Annotated in this window: 18 protein-coding genes; 15 read left to right on the top strand and 3 right to left on the bottom strand. The window is 41.3% G+C overall.

Translation table 11 applies throughout. From position 1 onward, the window contains the following. Positions 1-12: 12 nt before the first annotated feature. Entirely contained in the window at positions 13-987 is a 975-nt protein-coding gene (gene pfkA / locus C0V77_RS17810) for a 6-phosphofructokinase (protein ID WP_101727705.1), read from the bottom strand. 342 nt (positions 988-1,329) lie between these two features. Between pfkA and C0V77_RS17805 the strand changes: the two genes are divergently transcribed. After that, positions 1,330-1,887 carry an acyl-CoA thioesterase gene (locus tag C0V77_RS17805; RefSeq protein WP_101727704.1) on the top strand — a complete coding sequence of 186 codons (558 nt, stop codon included), beginning with the start codon at positions 1,330-1,332 and terminating at the stop codon, positions 1,885-1,887. Positions 1,888-1,898: 11 nt separating this feature from the next. Beyond that, positions 1,899-2,486, top strand: coding sequence for a phosphatase PAP2 family protein (locus C0V77_RS17800; RefSeq protein ID WP_101727703.1), 588 nt, complete (start codon positions 1,899-1,901; stop codon positions 2,484-2,486). Between the two features lie 7 nt (positions 2,487-2,493). On the opposite strand, the gene C0V77_RS17795 is transcribed toward C0V77_RS17800, so the two are convergent. Further along, positions 2,494-3,336, bottom strand: a complete 843-nt coding sequence (locus C0V77_RS17795) for an AraC family transcriptional regulator (protein WP_101727702.1) — start codon at positions 3,334-3,336, stop codon at positions 2,494-2,496. Positions 3,337-3,426: 90 nt separating this feature from the next. On the opposite strand from C0V77_RS17795, the gene C0V77_RS17790 reads away from it, so the two are divergent. From C0V77_RS17790 to C0V77_RS17740, 11 genes are all read left to right on the top strand, one after another. Next, on the top strand, positions 3,427-4,368 hold the full coding sequence (locus C0V77_RS17790) for an NADP-dependent oxidoreductase (protein ID WP_101727701.1): 942 nt from the start codon (positions 3,427-3,429) through the stop codon (positions 4,366-4,368). 45 nt (positions 4,369-4,413) lie between these two features. Further along, positions 4,414-4,815: a DoxX family protein gene (locus C0V77_RS17785; protein ID WP_101727700.1), complete on the top strand. Its 402-nt coding sequence runs from the start codon at positions 4,414-4,416 to the stop codon at positions 4,813-4,815. Between the two features lie 99 nt (positions 4,816-4,914). Continuing rightward, on the top strand, positions 4,915-5,373 hold the full coding sequence (locus C0V77_RS17780; RefSeq protein WP_101727699.1) for a hypothetical protein: 459 nt from the start codon (positions 4,915-4,917) through the stop codon (positions 5,371-5,373). 131 nt (positions 5,374-5,504) lie between these two features. Continuing rightward, a complete protein-coding gene (locus C0V77_RS17775) occupies positions 5,505-5,729 on the top strand; it encodes a DUF4287 domain-containing protein (protein ID WP_101727698.1) in 225 nt (74 codons plus the stop codon). 40 nt (positions 5,730-5,769) lie between these two features. Continuing rightward, positions 5,770-6,624: a ThuA domain-containing protein gene (locus C0V77_RS17770; protein ID WP_101727697.1), complete on the top strand. Its 855-nt coding sequence runs from the start codon at positions 5,770-5,772 to the stop codon at positions 6,622-6,624. Between the two features lie 25 nt (positions 6,625-6,649). Beyond that, positions 6,650-7,057, top strand: coding sequence for a VOC family protein (locus tag C0V77_RS17765; protein WP_101727696.1), 408 nt, complete (start codon positions 6,650-6,652; stop codon positions 7,055-7,057). 193 nt (positions 7,058-7,250) lie between these two features. Further along, the gene (locus C0V77_RS17760; protein WP_101727695.1) at positions 7,251-8,510 is read left to right on the top strand and encodes an asparagine synthetase B; all 1,260 of its coding nucleotides are present in this window, start codon (positions 7,251-7,253) and stop codon (positions 8,508-8,510) included. Between the two features lie 219 nt (positions 8,511-8,729). Beyond that, positions 8,730-9,293 (top strand): NfeD family protein, encoded by a 564-nt coding sequence (locus C0V77_RS17755; RefSeq protein WP_101727694.1) that lies wholly within the window; start codon positions 8,730-8,732, stop codon positions 9,291-9,293. 23 nt (positions 9,294-9,316) lie between these two features. After that, complete coding sequence (locus C0V77_RS17750; RefSeq protein WP_101727693.1) at positions 9,317-10,831, top strand: flotillin family protein; 1,515 nt, start codon at positions 9,317-9,319, stop codon at positions 10,829-10,831. 164 nt (positions 10,832-10,995) lie between these two features. Further along, positions 10,996-12,189 carry a M20 family metallopeptidase gene (locus tag C0V77_RS17745; protein WP_101727692.1) on the top strand — a complete coding sequence of 398 codons (1,194 nt, stop codon included), beginning with the start codon at positions 10,996-10,998 and terminating at the stop codon, positions 12,187-12,189. Positions 12,190-12,465: 276 nt separating this feature from the next. Beyond that, positions 12,466-13,536 carry a Gfo/Idh/MocA family protein gene (locus C0V77_RS17740; RefSeq protein ID WP_101727691.1) on the top strand — a complete coding sequence of 357 codons (1,071 nt, stop codon included), beginning with the start codon at positions 12,466-12,468 and terminating at the stop codon, positions 13,534-13,536. A gap of 62 nt (positions 13,537-13,598) precedes the next feature. On the opposite strand, the gene C0V77_RS17735 is transcribed toward C0V77_RS17740, so the two are convergent. Further along, complete coding sequence (locus C0V77_RS17735) at positions 13,599-15,926, bottom strand: PQQ-dependent sugar dehydrogenase (RefSeq protein ID WP_101727690.1); 2,328 nt, start codon at positions 15,924-15,926, stop codon at positions 13,599-13,601. Positions 15,927-16,236: 310 nt separating this feature from the next. Between C0V77_RS17735 and C0V77_RS17730 the strand changes: the two genes are divergently transcribed. Both C0V77_RS17730 and C0V77_RS17725 read left to right on the top strand, forming a co-directional pair. Beyond that, positions 16,237-17,229 (top strand): glycoside hydrolase family 43 protein, encoded by a 993-nt coding sequence (locus C0V77_RS17730; protein ID WP_101727745.1) that lies wholly within the window; start codon positions 16,237-16,239, stop codon positions 17,227-17,229. Between the two features lie 120 nt (positions 17,230-17,349). After that, positions 17,350-17,733, top strand: coding sequence for a hypothetical protein (locus tag C0V77_RS17725; protein WP_101727689.1), 384 nt, complete (start codon positions 17,350-17,352; stop codon positions 17,731-17,733). Positions 17,734-17,838 lie beyond the last annotated feature (105 nt).

Below are 17,838 nucleotides of genomic sequence, written 5' to 3'. Positions count from 1 at the left end.
GAGTTGAGATGATTAAATACTTAAAATATGAACCATTCTAAGTAAATCATCATGGATAGGCTTTGGTTTTTTGATGGTGTCAATAAACGGTGTATAAACCAGTTCGTTGTTCACTATACCTGCCATCACATTTTTGTTACCTTTAATAAGCCCCTCTACTGCACCCACACCCAGGCGGCTGGCCAGGATACGGTCGTAGGCAGTTGGGGTTCCACCGCGCTGAATATGCCCCAGGGTGGTAACTCTGATGTCTAATTTATCAGCCACCTGCGACTTAATCTTTTCAGCAATTTCCGTGGCGTGCCCTTCTTCATCACCCTCAGCAACTACAACTATTGAAGAAGACTTAGAGCGTGTCCATCCGTCTTTCAAAGTGCTTAGTACTTTTTTAAGCGGTGTGTGAGTTTCTGGCACCATTACAATTTCGGCTCCGCCACCAATACCCGACTGAATGGCAATATAGCCAGAGTCGCGCCCCATAACTTCAATAAAGAACACGCGGTCGTGCGAATCAGCCGTATCACGTATTTTATCTATGGCCTCAAGGGCGGTATTTACGGCGGTATCAAACCCGATTGTGTAGTCGGTGCCATACAGGTCATTATCAATAGTACCCGGGCAACCTACGGTTGGTATTTCGTATTCGTTATAAAAAACTTCAGCTCCTGTAAATGTTCCGTTTCCACCAATCGCTACAAGCCCTTCTATACCGGCATTCATCAGATTCTCGTAAGCTTTTTTTCTGCCTTCGGGTGTCATAAATGCCTTACTGCGTGCAGATTTAAGAATGGTTCCGCCTCTTTGAACAATATTACTTACCGATTGCGAGGTCATCGGAAAAACGTCTCCCGCAATCATTCCGCTATATCCTCTTCTGATACCAAATACCTCCAGTCCATGATAGATTGCTCCACGTACCACCGCTCTAATACAAGCATTCATGCCCGGAGCATCTCCACCAGAAGTAAAAACTGCAATTCGTTTCATCTTAAATAGGTACTTTATTTTAGCTTAGAATTAAAATATTAATAGTTCAATAGGGTTGTATTGTTTCAGCGCAAAAGTAATCAGTTTTATTTATTTCTCCCAAATTTTAATTGTTATTAGTATTTAATGATTATTCTGTTAAAAGCAATTTAATCAAAACATTATTCTAACTTGTAATTATTTTTAGAAATTTTTGAACTATATCAGCTTCAAAAGCACAATATGACTTAAAGTTAAAACATTTTTTAAAATATTAGCAAGGTATTAATCTTTGAATGGTAGCAAAGATTAATACCTTGCTACGTTAATTTCTATATATTTACAACTGCATACCCGATACTTATGAATTTAGAGTTAAAACCAAAACCCGTTTCTTATTCACGCACTACCATTACTGAGCTCATGATTCCGTCTTATGCCAATTTCGGAGGGAAGATTCATGGTGGTATTCTATTGTCGTTAATGGATAAAGTAGCTTATGCCTGTGCCTCTAAGCATGCAGGCGCGTATGTAGTTACGGTGTCTGTTGATGGTGTTACTTTCCTGCAGCCCATAGAGGTTGGCGAACTTCTATCTTTACATGCTTCGGTTAATTATGTAGGTAAAAGCTCATTGCTGATTGGCATAAGGGTAGTTAGTGAAAATGTAAAAACAGGAGAGCAAAAACATACCAATACGTCTTATTTTACAATGGTAGCAAAAGATGATGAAGGGAAACCAACGCTTGTTCCGGAGCTCATAATTGAAACTAAAGAAGACCTGCGCCGATGTCTGGAGGCCATCAAACGCAAACAGCTGAAAGAAAGCTACAAAGATGCGTTTGATAACAGGATATCAGCCTTGCACCTGGATGAGAATATGCATTTATTAGAAAACGAAAGAGCCATTTTAAGCTTATAATTAAACGTTATATGAAGCTACTAATCAGCCTTTTGATGGCCTTATTTTTGCATTTTAATGCTTCGGCGCAGAATTTTGACATCAACGTTCTCAAAAACATTCAATCGAACAGAAATCAAAGGCTTGATGCTGCCTTTGAAAATTTCAGCAAGTCTACCTACCCTGTCAGTGCGGCCGTACCCATTGGTTTGCTAGGTGTAGGGCTAATCGCTAAGGATAAAAACCTGCAAAGACAGGGTATCGCTTCAGGCGCTGCATTGGCTGTATCATTGGGTACCAGCTTTGTTTTAAAGAAAATAATTGACAGACCCAGACCTTCTGAAAAATATGCTTTTATACAACCCTATGTGGTAGAAACTGACCCTTCTTTTCCTTCAGGGCATGCAACAGCGGCATTTTCAGTGGCAACTTCCTTAAGCCTTGCCGTACCAAAGTGGTATGTAATAGTGCCGGCGTATGCATGGGCAGGTACCGTTGCTTATTCGCGCTTGCATCTGGGAGTGCATTACCCAACTGACGTATTAGCCGGGGCAGTAATCGGCGCCGGCTCAGCCTGGGCAACGCACCGCATCAACCGATGGCTGAAAAAGAAAAGATAAGTACACTTTAACCGGCGGTGAGCGCAGTTTTCTGCCTGCGGAATTCTGATGGGCTAAGGCCTTTGTATTTTTTGAACAAGCGGTTCAGATGGCTTTCGTCAGTAAAGCTTAATTCAAAAGCAATTTCATTCATGCGCATATCGCTATACTGCAAACGGGTCTCTACCAGTTTCAACTTATAGTTGATAATGTATTGTTGTAAGCTTTCGCCGGTCAGTTTCTTGAAGTACTCTCCTATATAGTTAGGCGAAATATTAAACTGAGCTGCCATTTCATCGGTTTTCAACAATTCGGGTGTGTAAATGTTTTTATGTATATAGCCCAAAATGCTCTGATCTTTACTCTCGGTATTTTTAGGCAGTTCGGTTGAGGCGAGCGATACATTGCGGGCAACAACGGTAAGCAGGGTGTTTACAATCTGCTGGCAGAGTTCTCTCTGATAAGGCTGCTGATTTACATATTCACGAATCAGTGCTTCAACCAGTGATTTTACCAGAGGTTTATCGGCCTTATTTTTAAGTATGCATCCCGGTAGCCGGTTATGATTCTGGAAAATAAATTCCAGCTTGCGGAGCCATTCTTTACCTTGTTCTTTGAGATACACATCGTTGAAACGGATAAAGAAAAACCGGGTGGCTCTTTCAACCTCAAACGAATGGCAGTCTTGCGGCATTAACAAAAACAGTTTTTCGGGTCCGTAAGTCCATTTATTTTTATTAATGCACTGAACACCCGTGCCGTCAATGATGTAAACCAGCTCAAAAAAATTATGTTTGTGTCCGGTTATCGGGCACTCGCTGGTTTCAACATATTCAATTTCGAAAGGCTCGTATAAATTTCTTATCTGCATGCCTGCAAATATACAAGACAAACCTGAACTTATACAAGCAAATATCTTTTAGCAGGCGCTAATTTTGTGCCATTAAAACATTAAACAACAATGAAAGCAATAGTATTAAAAGAATTTGGTGGTGTTGAAAACTTCTCAATAGAAAATCTGCCCCTTCCGGCCTTAAATGAAAACGAAGTATTGGTAGAAGTAAAAGCCGTTAGTATTAATCCGGTAGATGCAAAGACACGCGCAGGCAAAGCCATGGCCGGCAGGCTAAAAACTGAGAGTCCGGTTATATTGGGTTGGGATATATCTGGTGTGGTAACCCGGACGGGCTCAGAAGTAACAACCTTTAAAGTGGGCGATGAGGTTTTTGGTATGGTCAATTTCCCAGGGCATGGTAAGGCTTATGCCGAGTACGTGGCCGCTCCTGCAGCACATCTGACACTGAAACCAGGCAATATTACCCATGAAGAAGCGGCAGCTGCTACTCTGGCAGCATTGACAGCCTGGCAGGCACTACATACGCACAGTAAAATAAAACCCAATGACAGGGTGCTGATACATGCCGCTGCAGGTGGTGTCGGGCATTTTGCCGTTCAACTGGCAAAGCACTTGGGCGCTTACGTAATAGGCACTGCTTCAGCGATCAATAAAGAATTTGTATTAAGTCTGGGTGCTGATGAATACTTCGATTACAAAGCCCAACCCTTTGAAGAAGTAATAAATAATATTGATATTGTGCTGGATACCGTTGGTGGTAATAACATTGAACGCTCATTTGAAGTAGTAAAAAAAGGCGGAACAGTGATTACATTACCCTCAAACACCTCAGACGGCATAGTTGAGAAAGCGAAAGAGAAAGGCATAAACGGTTTCTTCTTCCTGGTGCAGTCGAACGGAGAAGATATGCAACAAATAGCCTCTCTTCTTGAAAGCGAAACTTTAAAAGCCCATGTGTCGGGTATTTATAACTTTGGCCAAATAGGCAAAGCCCACCAACAGATAGAGACTGGCTCAACCAAGGGAAAAATTGTTATAAAACCCTGACAATTCTGATTGTATCAGCAATAAATCAATAATCTATTAACAACCATGATTAACAATTCTTCAACATTTTTGCTTCTTCGCCTGGCGGTAGGCATGAGCATGTTTGGCCACGGTTTTGTGCGGGTTTTTAAACTGGCCAAATTCAGCGAATGGATGCTTGGGAAATATGAAAACTCCTTGCTGCCAGCCGCACTGGTTAAGCCGTTCAGCTATGCGCTGCCAATAATTGAACTCGTTATAGGCGTATTAATTATTATTGGTCTGTTTACCAGACAGGCATTACTGGTTGGGGGTATCACGATGGTAATACTTATTTTTGGTTCCTGCATGATAGAAGATTGGGGCGGTATCCCGTCTCAAATGATACATACTTTCTTTTTTGCCCTATTGCTTTCTAATCTCAACCATAACAGTTATGCAGTAGACAGCGCCTCAAAAAAGCAATAAGTATTTAGGCCTTAAGTAAAAGTTTAAAAAATCTTCAGCTGCACTGACATACGGTTGTCAGTACAGCTGATTTGTTTTGAAGCATAAACCAATTGATTTATGCCTCCAACAACCAACACCAACATTCGTACTAATAAGTATCAGTATCTGCAAGAAAGCGTGCATTACCATGTTCAATGCAGCAGAAAGATAATCCAAAACCTAAAAACTGAGTCCATCGACCCTGTATTGAAGGATAAACTCTGTCAGATATGGCAGATAGAATCTGCCTGGTTTGCCTGTATCCGGTGCGTACCTGACCTTCACCGGCATGATGGTCAGTTTTTATCTGAAGAAATATTAAACAACTGGACACAATTATCTAATCAATTTTCGGCATACGTTTGGTCGCTTAATGAAACCCGGATGAATGAAGTGGTTCATGTTTACATACCGGGTATTTTAGATTTTTACATGCCCAGATTCAATCTTATACAAATTTGTATTGACCACAGTAAAATCCATCATGAACAGCTCAGCAAATTGCTGGTAAATCCTGAATCAGACTTCAAATTTTAGTTTGTTTGACGCTTGCTGAAATATCTTGCATTATTTATTCAGAAGCATTACCAGAACGCACCTCTTGCATTTTAACTCAATAAATTATAGTATTGAAAAAAAACTCTTTTCAGAATTAAATCTGTACTGTTATGTCATTTCAGGCTTATATTGATAACATACAAAAGAAAACAGGAAAAACCCCTGAAGATTTTAAGCAACTGGCCGAAGCCAAAGGCCTATTAAGGCCTGATGTTAAAGCCGGTGAAATTGTGACATGGCTGAAAGCGGATTTTGACCTGGGGCATGGGCACGCCATGGCTATTTATGCCACGCTGAACCCAAAGCATGCCGATAAACTAAAAGAGAAGAAATAGAGCCCATAAACCAGATTTTACAATTCAACCATAAAATAGAATGATTTCTACTGCGCGTGTCTGCTTAGTTACACTACTTGTGTTGTTGGTCTGCTTAGTTGGCCATGCGCAAAAACGTAAACCCCAATTTAAAGTAATTGCTTTTTACACGGCCAAAAACGATAAAGCCCACATCAGCTTTGTTGGCGAAGCCAACAGATGGTTTCCGAAAATGGCAGAAGAAAATAACTTTGTTTATGATTCAACCGATGACTGGAACAATCTGAATACCGGATTCTTAAAAAAGTATCAGGTTGTTATATTTCTGGATACACGCCCGGAAGACCCCGCACAAAGAGAGGCGTTCAGACAATATATGGAAAACGGTGGTGCATGGATGGGTTTTCACTTTTCAGCATTTGCGCTCAATAATTCGGCTTTTAATCAGAACTGGGATTGGTACCATAACCAGTTTCTGGGTTCTGGTGAGTACAAGAGTAATACATGGCGACCTACCCCGGCAGTTTTAAGAATTGAAACAAAAGACCATCCTGCTACAAAAAACCTTCCTGAAACTTTTAAATCATCGCCCAATGAATGGTATCGCTGGAGCAATGATTTAACGACCAATCCGGATATTGAAATTCTTTTATCCATTGACCCCGGCAGTTTCCCGCTAGGCACAGGCCCCAAACAGCATGAGATTTGGCATAGTGGCTATTATCCGGTGGTCTGGAGCAACAAAAATTATAAAATGATTTATGCCAACATGGGGCATAACGACATTGACTACGAAGGCAAAACCAATAAAGAATTATCTTTTACCTTCAATAACGCTACTCAAAACCAGCTTCTGCTGAACGCCCTGCTTTGGCTGGGTGATGGCAAAAAATTAAAACGGGCTAAAAAACAATAAAGAATTGACATTAATCACCAAAGCCATGAAACAGCAAATTGCCCGTATATCCTTAATTGTAAAGGATTATGATGAAGCAATAGAATTTTATACCCAAAAATTAAATTTCAAGCTACTTCGGGACACACCCTTAAACGACAACAAACGCTGGGTAATCGTTAGCCCTCCCGGAAACACTTCGGGTTGCAGTTTATTGCTGGCTAAGGCATCATCAGAAGAGCAGGAAACAAGAATCGGCAATCAGACAGGCGGGCGTGTTTTTTTATTTCTTTTTACAGATAACTTCTGGCGGGATTACGAAAATATGACAGCCCAACAAATCAGTTTTATAAGAGAACCGTCAGTAGAAGTGTACGGAACAGTAGCTGTATTTGAGGATTTATACGGTAATTTATGGGACCTCATAGAACCCAATCAAAACTTTACTTCTTAGTGCCATTTTGTTGTTAATTTTATTGCCCGCATAAACAATCGCTACAAACTATTGGGTAATATTCTTTTTCTCTGGTAAAATCCACCAACCATTAACACTTGCACTAAAGTATTGGTTATCAGCAAATAAAAAGACAAAAAATACTGAATCTTTAAAATTGCTTAGTATATTTGATTAAAAACTTACCTGGGCAATGGCAAAGAAATTACTGGTTCTATGCTTATTATTGAACGCCTGGCAATCTTTTGCCAACTCAATACTGATACCGATGGACGACAATCAATCTAACCATCTGAAAGCCTATGGTATTGCCTACCAGCATTTACAAGCCAACATTGAACTGGACTGGCTCATAAATTACAGAGGTGGTAGCTTTTTGTTCGATTACACGCCCACGCTGCAGAAAGAATGCCTGATTAGAGGGGTAGCTTTTGAGGTGCTGTCGTCTGCCAATGTACAAGCCATCAAAAGAGAAATTTCAGACCCCGACGTAAACATGGAAATGGTGCGGCTATTTAAAGCTGCCAAAATTGCTGTTTACTCGCCCGTTAAAATAAGCCTTTCAAATTTTGAAGATACCGACGCCGTTTTACTGGCATTAAAATATGCCGAGATTCCGTTTGAGGTTATTTATGATGAAGAGATTATCAGAGGAGATTTAGCCAAGTATGACTGGCTGCATTTGCATCATGAAGATTTTACAGGCCAGTTCGGCAAAAACATGCGGCGGATGTCGCCTGCCGACATGAAAGCACAGGAAGACATTGCCCGTAGGCTTAATTACAGAAAGATTTCGAGCCTGAAACTGGATGTCGCCAAAATGATAAAGATGTTTTGTATGGGCGGAGGATACCTGTTTGCTATGTGTTCGGGGGCTGAAACGCTTGACATTGCGCTGTCTGCCGAAAATACCGATATCGTAAGTAGCCGGTTTGATGGTGACGACATAGACGCCCAAGCCCAGTCTAAACTGGATTTCGACAAAACACTGGCCTTTCATAACTTCAACCTGTCGCTTAACGATAACGAGGGCTATTATGGTTCTATGTCTTTTTCAGACATCAACGTATGGTCTGGCCGCTTTGACGACGAAATAACTTCTTATTTCAATTTGTTCGAATTCTCAGCCAAGTGGGATGTCATCCCGGCCATGCTTTGCCAGAACCATGAGCATCTGATCAGGGAGTTTATGGGACAAACTTCTTCGTTTAATAAAAAGACTGTTAAACCCAATGTACTGGTGATGGGCGAAGGAAGGGAGTCTGACCGCTATATTTATGGTGAACTAGGCCTTGGCCAATGGGTTTTCTACGGTGGCCATGACCCTGAGGGTCGGCGGGGTTTTCACCGCATTCCTACCGACCTGAATCTTTTTCCACATTCACCCGGCTACAGGCTTATTCTCAACAACGTATTGTTTCCTTCGGCCAAAAAGAAGAAACGAAAAACCTGATTGCGCATTTTTAATAAAAAATTAAACATCATAAAAACCATCACATTTGCCTGCTTTTACTCCACAATGCTGCTGGTAAAACAGCAAAACATACCGTTTTCAAACCGGTTTCTAATTCATTTCGCCCTCTTGTCAAAATCACCTGGCACGTTTACCCGATAATTTCATTATTTTGGGGTATTAAACTTTTGGCTTTTGACATAAACTTCATTAAACCCTATGGATTTTTTAAACAACTTAGAGCCTCTACTCCGTTCCTTCTGGTATGTGGCTGTGCCGACTAGTGTTATCTTTCTGATTCAGACCATCCTGACGTTTGCAGGAGTTGATGCGGCCGACGGCCTTGATGCTGATTTTGATGGAGACATGAGTGGTACCGATAAACCCTTCCAGCTTTTTTCGTTCCGGAACCTTATCAATTTTCTTTTAGGATTCAGTTGGACAGGCATTTCATTTTACCAACTGATAGCCAACCCTCTTTTGCTAATTGCCCTTGCCATTTTAGTTGGGGCCGGTTTTGTTGCCCTTTTTTTCTTTATCATTTTGCAGATAAGAAAACTATCTCAAAACAATACCTTCCGTATTGCAAGCACTATCAATCAGGTCGGCTCGGTTTATTTGAGCATCCCTGGTCAAAAGAATGGTAAAGGCAAAGTACAGATAAGCGTAAAAGGCGCTTTTTTTGAACTGGACGCCATAACTGCTCAAGAAAGAATCAAAACCGGCGAGTCTGTCAGAATCATCGGCGTTGAAAACAACACCTTAATTGTAGAAAAAATTTAATCATTTAAACACTCCTTTTAAAAATGACTTCTCCACTTTTAATTATTGTTGTGGCGGTGTTTGTGCTATTTGTAACAATCACGGCTCTTATTTCAAGATACAAGAGATGCCCCTCTGATAAAATCCTGGTGATTTATGGTAGAACAGGCGGCAGCTCGGCTAAATGTATTCACGGAGGGGGCGAATTTATCTGGCCGGTGTTTCAGGACTTTGCTTTTCTTGATTTGAAACCCATTTCAATTGAGGCCAACCTGACCAATGCGCTGAGCCGCCAGAATATCAGGGTAGATGTACCCTGCCGCTTTACCATTGCCATTTCAACCGAGGCCGATAGTATGAATAACGCCGCTGAAAGACTATTAGGCCTGAGCGCCGACCAGATTCAGGAGCTGTCTAAAGACATCCTGTTTGGTCAGTTGCGCCTGGTAATTGCCACAATGACCATTGAGGAAATCAATTCAGACCGTGACAAGTTTCTGGATAACATATCGAAAAACGTTGATACAGAACTGAAAAAAATCGGGTTGAAACTAATAAACGTTAACGTAACAGACATTAAAGATGAGTCTGGCTATATTGAAGCATTGGGTAAAGAGGCAGCTGCAAAGGCCATTAATGAAGCAAAGATTAGTGTGGCCGAACAAGAGAAAATCGGGGAAACAGGTAAAGCCATGGCCGACCGCGAAAGAGATACACAAATTGCCGAAACCCACCGCGACAGAGACGTCAAAATTGCGATAACCCAGAAAGACAGAGAAATCAGTATCGCATCGGCAGGTAAAGATGAAGCCATTGGTAAGGCAGAAGCCAACCGCGACACCCGTGTAAAAACGGCAGAAGCCAATGCCGTTGCCGTGCAGGGCGAAAACGAAGCACGCATTTCAATTGCCAATTCTGAGGCACAAAGAAGAGAAAAAGAAGCAGAAGCGCTTCGCCTGGCCATTTCGGCCGAAAAAGTGCAACAGGCCAAAGCATTGGAGGAAGCCTATGTAGCCGAGCAAAAAGCAGAGTTGGCACGCTCGGAAAGAGAACGCTCTACCCAAATTGCCAATATTGTGGTGCCTGCTGAAATTGCCAAGCAGAGAGCCATTATAGAAGCCCAGGCCGAAGCAGAACGTATAAGAGAAAATGCCAAAGGTGAGGCTGATGCCATTTATGCCAAAATGGAAGCTGAAGCAAAAGGTTTATATGAAATACTAACCAAGCAGGCTGAAGGTTATAAAGAGGTAGTAGCTGCTGCCGGCGGCGACCCAACCAAGGCGTTCCAGCTATTGCTGATTGAAAAACTACCTGAATTAGTTAAAACACAGGTAGAGGCTGTAAAAAACATTAAAATTGATAAAATTACAGTGTGGGACTCTGGCAATGGTACCTCTGAAAACGGCAACTCATCTACTGCTAATTTTGTATCCGGCATGATGAAAACCGTACCCCCGCTAAACGACCTTTTCAATATGGCCGGGCTGAATCTGCCCAATTATCTCAAAGGGGAAGGTTTGCCCGCAGAAAAAACGGAAGAACCTAAAACCGAAAAATAAAAAAAAGCTACCCGGTTTAATGTATAGTGCCAGCAGCCGGGTAGCACTATTTTTTGTTTAATTACTCAATAAAGCCACGATACATGCGTATCTTAGCGGCCTGAATATAAGTTTGAATTACAGGCAGATAAATACTGCTTTGTTTGTTAACTACTGTTACGCCTATGTCTCTCGACTCAAAAATAAAACAGCTGGCCAAAGAATATGCCGCTGAAACTATTGCCAATCGCCGTTATCTGCATACTAATCCCGAGCTTTCGTTTCAGGAATACAATACAGCCAGATTTGTTGCACAAAAGCTGAGAGACCTTGGCCTGTCTCCACAGGAAGGCATTGCTGATACAGGTGTAGTAGCGCTAATTGAAGGGCGGAATCCTGAAAGTAAAGTGGTGGGTCTGAGAGCCGATATGGATGCTTTACCCATTTTTGAGAAAAACGATGTACCCTATAAATCGGTTAATGAGGGCGTTATGCACGCTTGCGGGCATGATGTACATACGTCTTCTTTGTTAGGAACAGCACGTATTCTGAGCCAGCTGAAAGATGAATTTGAAGGAACCATCAAGCTGGTTTTTCAGCCGGCAGAAGAAAAAGCCCCCGGTGGTGCATCCATTATGATAAAAGAAGGCGTACTTGAAAATCCGGCTCCTGTCAGTATGCTGGGGCAACACGTAGCGCCTAATGTGCCTGTTGGTAAAATCGGATTCCGGGAAGGGATGTACATGGCCAGTACCGATGAACTCTACCTGACCATTAAAGGCAAAGGCGGACACGGCGCCATGCCCGACCAATTGATTGACCCCGTACTGATTGCCTCGCATGTAATTGTTTCACTTCAACAGATAATTTCCCGCAATAAAAAACCGGCCAATCCTTCGGTACTTTCTTTTGGGAGATTCATTGCTGATGGCGTTACTAATGTGATTCCTAATGAGGTTACCATTCAGGGGACTTTCAGATGTATGGATGAGGAATGGAGAGAAGACGGGCTGCGACGCATGAAAAAAATGGCAGAGGGCATTACGGAAGCCATGGGCGGTGTCTGCGATTTTGAAATTGTTAGAGGTTACCCTTTTTTAAAAAATCATCCAGAATTGACCCGCCGTATGAAGACAGCTGCCACTGCTTACATGGGCAAAGAAAACGTAATTGACCTTGATTTATGGATGGCGGGCGAAGACTTTGCGTTTTACTCTCAGGTGGTTGACTCATGCTTTTACCGACTGGGAACCAGAAATGAGGCCAAAGGCATTATTTCTGGTGTGCACACCCCTACTTTTGATATTGACGAAACAGCCCTTGAGATTGGCCCGGGTTTAATGGCATGGCTGGCTCTTGATGAATTAGGTACTCATTAGTCAGTATCTATATATTTAGTAAATTTCACAACTTCAAGAAAATACAAATACTTCAATAAATAGAATTTATTTTAAATATATCATCTATATTGAAAACGTAATATATTTTGTACTTTCAATATATATTGAAATTTCAATAACATTCTCTTTACTGAAGTAAGGAGCTCCACAGCCGGGTTGGGAACGTTTAAGGTTATAAATTTGTAATTTATCAAGGTAAAAAATATAGTTTTTCCGTTGTTAATTGAGCAACCCTAATTTAGTAAAACAAAACTTATGAGCCAGATCAGAGTATTAGTAGTTGGCTGTGGTAATATGGGGGCATCGCATGCTATTGCCTACAAAACCATTGGCGGATTTGAAATTTGCGGTATTGTTTCAACCGGTAAAAGTAAAGAAGTATTAAATGAGCGCCTGGGAGGTGGTTATCCTTTATTCTCAGATTACGACGAAGCATTGGCCAAAACCAAGCCTGATGCCGTTTGTATTTCTACTTACCCCGACACCCACGAGGCGTTCGCCATTAAAGCCTTTGAAAATGGTGCCCATGTATTTATAGAAAAGCCGGTGGCCGACACCGTAGAAGGTGCAGAAAGAGTGGCTGCCGCAGCTATTAAGTATGGCAAAAAATTGGTTGTAGGTTATATTTTGCGCCATCACCCGTCATGGGAAAAATTCGTTGAGTTGTCGCATCAGCTTGGTAAGCCTTTGGTAATGCGTATGAACCTTAACCAGCAGAGTCACGGCAATATGTGGGATGTGCACCGCAACCTGATGAAAAGCCTTAGCCCTATTGTAGATTGCGGCGTGCATTATATAGACGTAATGTGCCAGATGACCCGCTCTAAACCCTTACAGGTAACAGCAATTGGCGCCAGATTGACAGATGATATTCCGGAGGATAATTATAACTATGGCCAGTTGCAAATCAGATTTGAAGATGGCTCAGTAGGCTGGTATGAAGCAGGCTGGGGACCCATGATGAGCGAAACCGCATTTTTTGTTAAAGACGTTATAGGTCCTAAAGGCTGTGTTTCAATTGTAGCTAAAGAAGCAGGTGGCACCGGTAAGTCAGATAATGTCGATTCTCACACCAAAACGGAGTCGTTACGTTTTCATCATGCCGACATTGACGTAAAAAATCAGTTTTTAAAAGATGATGAATGGATAAACCTGACTGACGAGCCTGACCATCAGGAACTTTGCAACAGAGAACAAAGATATTTTCTGAAAGCAATACAGGATGATGTAGACCTGACAGACCACATTCAGGATGCCGTAAATAGCTTGAAAATTGCTTTTGCCTGCGATGAATCTGTAAAAACCGGGCAGGTAGTTTATCTTTAAAATTGGCTTTCTTTTTATATCCAAAAGCCGGATGAATCTGAAAACATCCGGCTTTTTTGTAGCTATTCCTTATAAATTCTAAAAACCCTGGTTTTGTCGCCATAATTTATGGTAAGAAAATAGATACCTATACTCTGGCTCGACAAAGCCTTATTCATGTCTTCTTTCAGGTTTACCCAATACCCCTCTTTTTTGCTTATTGACTGGCCTCTGCTATCAACCAGGTTTATTTTTACAAATTGATTTTCAAAATCTTTATTGGCCAGCAAAGAAATAGTGTTTGGAGTAGGATTTGGATAAACCCCCAGGATAATTTCTTCCGGGTCAGGGTCAGGATCTGGGTCGGGATCCGGATCAGGGTCGGGGTCGGGGTCAGGATCCGGGTCAGGGTCTTTTGGACAAATCGGAATTACGCCTTTGTTGAAAGTACCACTTAAACCTGTTGGGTCAGTTACCACAAGACTTATTCTGTAGTAATACTCCTGGTTATCGCAAGGCACCCGACCCAGAACAACCTCTCCCTCCGGTTTTTTAAAACTGGTTACAAAATGGGTGTGCTGGTCATGGTGCAACACAACTATCCATTGATACGATAAATCAGTATGTTCATAATCAACAACAGATGCCGAAAGTTTTACTTTGTAGTCTGCTACATTTGAAAAACTATCGAGCGAATCAATGCTTGTTTTTAATATTTTCGGTGGGGTATTATTCAGATAGACCACAAACGTTTTGGTGTCTGACTTACCCACGTTATCTGTAACAGTAAGTGTTACGGTTGCTTCTTTAATTTGGTCGTCCGTATGAATATACACATTGTATGGGTCAGGCTCATCAGAGGTAATCCCGTCTCCAAAATCCCAATGAAATTTTAAGGGTCCACCCTCAGGGTCTTTTGAATCACTAGCTTTAAACTTAACAAATAGGGGTGTTTTACCGTAATTGGTCGACATCTCAGCAACAACAATTGGTCTCAGGTTTGCCTGAGGGTCAAAGTAAATTCTTCTAACCTCATTTTTATCCGGATAATCATAGCTGACATAATAAATACTGCCATCAAGTGGGTTCTGGGCAAAGCAAGTCGGAAAAACACCGTCTGTGAAATCAATTACCTCAACTGCATTGTTGTTACCGTTAAGCCTGAATGCTTTTACCCAGCCTTGGTAGTCGCCCTGAAAATACAGATTCCTGTAATTTTCCGGAAAAGCATCTGATGTATCAAAAATACCACCTATTGAAGCAATCCCCGTAAAAGGATTCCCTTTAAACTGCAGAGACCCAACGCCATAAGTTTCGCCATTAACTGTACTTTGCGCCAAAGGCCCTCGCCACTCAACAATAGGCATTACCGGATTCACAGGCCTGTAAGCCGAGTCTGAATATGACTGATTTATATAGCTAATACCTTCATACATGGGCCAGCCAAAATTCTGCCCACCTTTAGTTACTATATTAATTTCTTCCCGGTGGTCCCAACCTACATCGCCTACAAACAAAGTACCCGGATTACCATCTGCCGGATTCGTGCTACCAGTATTTGGTTGCACCACAAACCGGAACGGATTACGCAAACCATAAGCCCAGACTCTAGATTTTGCCGCTCTGGGGTTTGCTGCCTCATAGAAAGGGTTAGAGGCCAGTCCATCGCCGGTTACTGGGTTAATTCTAAGCAATTTGCCGTTAAAGCTGTTAATAATCTGGCTTTTAAATGCATTTACGTTTAGCTCAGGAGTAATAATGCCTACTTCAATAGCTTCAAGAAACCATGGACTTTTACTGTCATCAGATGGTGGCTCGCTGGTAATAGATGCATCGCCCACCGACACAAGCAAGGTACCATCTTTCCCGAAAACCAAAGAACCAACACCATGATTATCTGTTAGAATAGGAATACCTGTTGATATACTCTCACCAATCAGAACTTTCCGGCTATTGTAATCAGTACTTTTAAAGTCATCATCTTTTTTGAGCGTATATCTGGTAACCCTGCCGATAGATGTTTTAAAATTCTCTTCAATGCCCGGATTATACTGTGGCGTGCCATAGTATAAAACGTGATGCCTCCTGGCAGTGTAAAGCAAATAAATATGGCCGTTATTAAGAAAGTCAGGGTCGAGAACAACACCATTAAGCCCATGATCATTGAAATTAAGTACTTCTTCACTGATATCTAAAACAGGGACCGGATTCTTTACTCCCTTTTCAACCATATATATTTTCCCTGCTTTTTCCCAAACGTACATTCTACCCAATTTATCGAAAGTCAAGCCAACGGGTATTGTCCAGTTATCAGAGATTTTTTCATCGATAAATCCGGGAGGCTGAGCAAAACATAGAGAGCTGATGCAAAAGAAGAAAGCAAAAAACAGATATTGAGTTTTTCTTGTCATGATACTGATTTAAATAGACAGAATGCTTCTGGATTTTAGTAACAACGGGGTAATTAAAGATAAATTTACACAAATATATCAACTTTTATTGAAGGGCATTGCCTTTAGCGAATGCATTTGTTCAAAATAGAGCTTCAATTAAAACCTAGTTCTGCTGCCATGTTTAACTTCATTACCTTAAATTCTGATGTTACATCTTTTAAAAGCCATGACGGCTACCTTGGTTAATTGGTTGTTCTTTCAGAAAATAAACATTTGTGGCTTATATTTACAACTCAAAAACTTTCAACCTTATTTTCTATCAAAACCTATGTTAAAGCTAAAAAGCCCGGTTCGTTTCCTGATAACCACACTGCTAATAGCCTTGGCTGTTCGTTGTACCTTTGGTCAAAATAAAAAAACAGCCGGAAACCCCGTTTTTCAAGGATGGTACGCCGACCCCGAAGGTGCCATTTTCGACAAAAAGTATTGGATATACCCCACCTACTCGGCTCCTTATGGCAGGCAGGTATTTTTTGATGCTTTTTCTTCTCCGGACCTCGTATCCTGGATCAAACATGAACGCATATTAGACACCGCATCTATAAAATGGGCAAAACGTGCCATGTGGGCGCCATCTATTATTGAAAAAGATAAAAAGTATTATCTTTTCTTTGGTGCCAATGATATTCAGAGCGACAAAGAACCGGGTGGCATAGGCATAGCTGTTGCCAATAAACCCGAAGGGCCATTCAGAGATTACCTGGGTAAACCATTGATAGACAAATTTCATAATGGAGCCCAACCTATCGACCAGTTTGTATTTAAAGACAATGACGAATACTACCTTATTTATGGCGGCTGGAGACACTGCAACATTGCTCATCTGAAAAAAGATTTTACAGGTTTTATACCTTATGAAGACGGAAGTATATTTAAAGAGATTACCCCGGAAAACTATGTTGAAGGACCATTTATGTTTAAAAAAGATGGCAAGTATTACTTTATGTGGTCGGAAGGCGGCTGGACTGGCCCCAACTACAGTGTTGCCTATGCCATTGCCGATACCCCCTTCGGGCCATTTAAGCGTATAGGTAAAATACTACAACAAAACCCAGCCATAGCCACAGGCGCGGGTCATCATTCGGTCATCCATGCAGAAGGCAGCAAAGACTGGTACATAGTTTACCACCGCAGGCCATTAACTGAAACCGATGGTAATTCAAGGGTAACCTGCATTGACCAAATGTTTTTTGATGAAAAAGGCCTTATAAAACCGATTGTAATAACCAACGAAGGCGTAGAAAAACATACCTTGAAATAAACAGTTATTTATAATGATTATGAATTACTGAAAAAATCTGCCAAAACGCCGCATTTGTCTATTTTAATGAACCATTTGTGTAGATATACTATTATATTTGTGCAAAACATCTATAAATAATTGCGGCGTTTCATTGCTGTCATACTGTTTATTACCATCTCATTAGGTAGCCTTGTTCCGAAAGTAAACTGGAGCCAGTCAATTAAGCTTTCAGAACTTGTAACACACTACTACCAGCATAAAAGAGATGCACCCAAAGACTTTAATCTCTGGGTTTTTCTTGTTATGCATTACTCTGCCAACTCAGAACACGCCAAAACAAAACATCCGAGCTTACCCTCTTTTGACATTAACGGTGTAAGCTATATGTATCTTTTACCGTCGCTATTATCCTTTAGCGGTACGGCAGTACTCTCATTTATGAGTAAAGAAGACCATTTCAACTGGCTTAATCATTACTTCTTTTCTGTCGAGTTGAACTTACTCAACCCTCCCAGGGCCTAATCCTCTCTCTCATTTAAACGGCTATCCGGGTCAGTGATGCACTGATTCCGCTATGCTTATTCTGTTATATCAATATTTTATATACTACCTCACTTTTTCTCATTA

The sequence above is a fragment of the Emticicia sp. TH156 genome (assembly GCF_002855535.1).
In the GTDB taxonomy this organism is placed as follows: domain Bacteria; phylum Bacteroidota; class Bacteroidia; order Cytophagales; family Spirosomataceae; genus Emticicia; species Emticicia fluvialis.
This window is presented reverse-complemented; position numbering and strand designations above follow the sequence as displayed.

Coding starts and splice junctions, on each gene's coding strand:
- pfkA (WP_101727705.1), bottom strand. CDS start 987: ATGAAACGAATTGCAGTTTTTACTTCTGGTGGAGATGCTCCGGGCATG.
- C0V77_RS17805 (WP_101727704.1), top strand. CDS start 1,330: ATGAATTTAGAGTTAAAACCAAAACCCGTTTCTTATTCACGCACTACC.
- C0V77_RS17800 (WP_101727703.1), top strand. CDS start 1,899: ATGAAGCTACTAATCAGCCTTTTGATGGCCTTATTTTTGCATTTTAAT.
- C0V77_RS17795 (WP_101727702.1), bottom strand. CDS start 3,336: ATGCAGATAAGAAATTTATACGAGCCTTTCGAAATTGAATATGTTGAA.
- C0V77_RS17790 (WP_101727701.1), top strand. CDS start 3,427: ATGAAAGCAATAGTATTAAAAGAATTTGGTGGTGTTGAAAACTTCTCA.
- C0V77_RS17785 (WP_101727700.1), top strand. CDS start 4,414: ATGATTAACAATTCTTCAACATTTTTGCTTCTTCGCCTGGCGGTAGGC.
- C0V77_RS17780 (WP_101727699.1), top strand. CDS start 4,915: ATGCCTCCAACAACCAACACCAACATTCGTACTAATAAGTATCAGTAT.
- C0V77_RS17775 (WP_101727698.1), top strand. CDS start 5,505: ATGTCATTTCAGGCTTATATTGATAACATACAAAAGAAAACAGGAAAA.
- C0V77_RS17770 (WP_101727697.1), top strand. CDS start 5,770: ATGATTTCTACTGCGCGTGTCTGCTTAGTTACACTACTTGTGTTGTTG.
- C0V77_RS17765 (WP_101727696.1), top strand. CDS start 6,650: ATGAAACAGCAAATTGCCCGTATATCCTTAATTGTAAAGGATTATGAT.
- C0V77_RS17760 (WP_101727695.1), top strand. CDS start 7,251: ATGGCAAAGAAATTACTGGTTCTATGCTTATTATTGAACGCCTGGCAA.
- C0V77_RS17755 (WP_101727694.1), top strand. CDS start 8,730: ATGGATTTTTTAAACAACTTAGAGCCTCTACTCCGTTCCTTCTGGTAT.
- C0V77_RS17750 (WP_101727693.1), top strand. CDS start 9,317: ATGACTTCTCCACTTTTAATTATTGTTGTGGCGGTGTTTGTGCTATTT.
- C0V77_RS17745 (WP_101727692.1), top strand. CDS start 10,996: ATGTCTCTCGACTCAAAAATAAAACAGCTGGCCAAAGAATATGCCGCT.
- C0V77_RS17740 (WP_101727691.1), top strand. CDS start 12,466: ATGAGCCAGATCAGAGTATTAGTAGTTGGCTGTGGTAATATGGGGGCA.
- C0V77_RS17735 (WP_101727690.1), bottom strand. CDS start 15,926: ATGACAAGAAAAACTCAATATCTGTTTTTTGCTTTCTTCTTTTGCATC.
- C0V77_RS17730 (WP_101727745.1), top strand. CDS start 16,237: ATGTTAAAGCTAAAAAGCCCGGTTCGTTTCCTGATAACCACACTGCTA.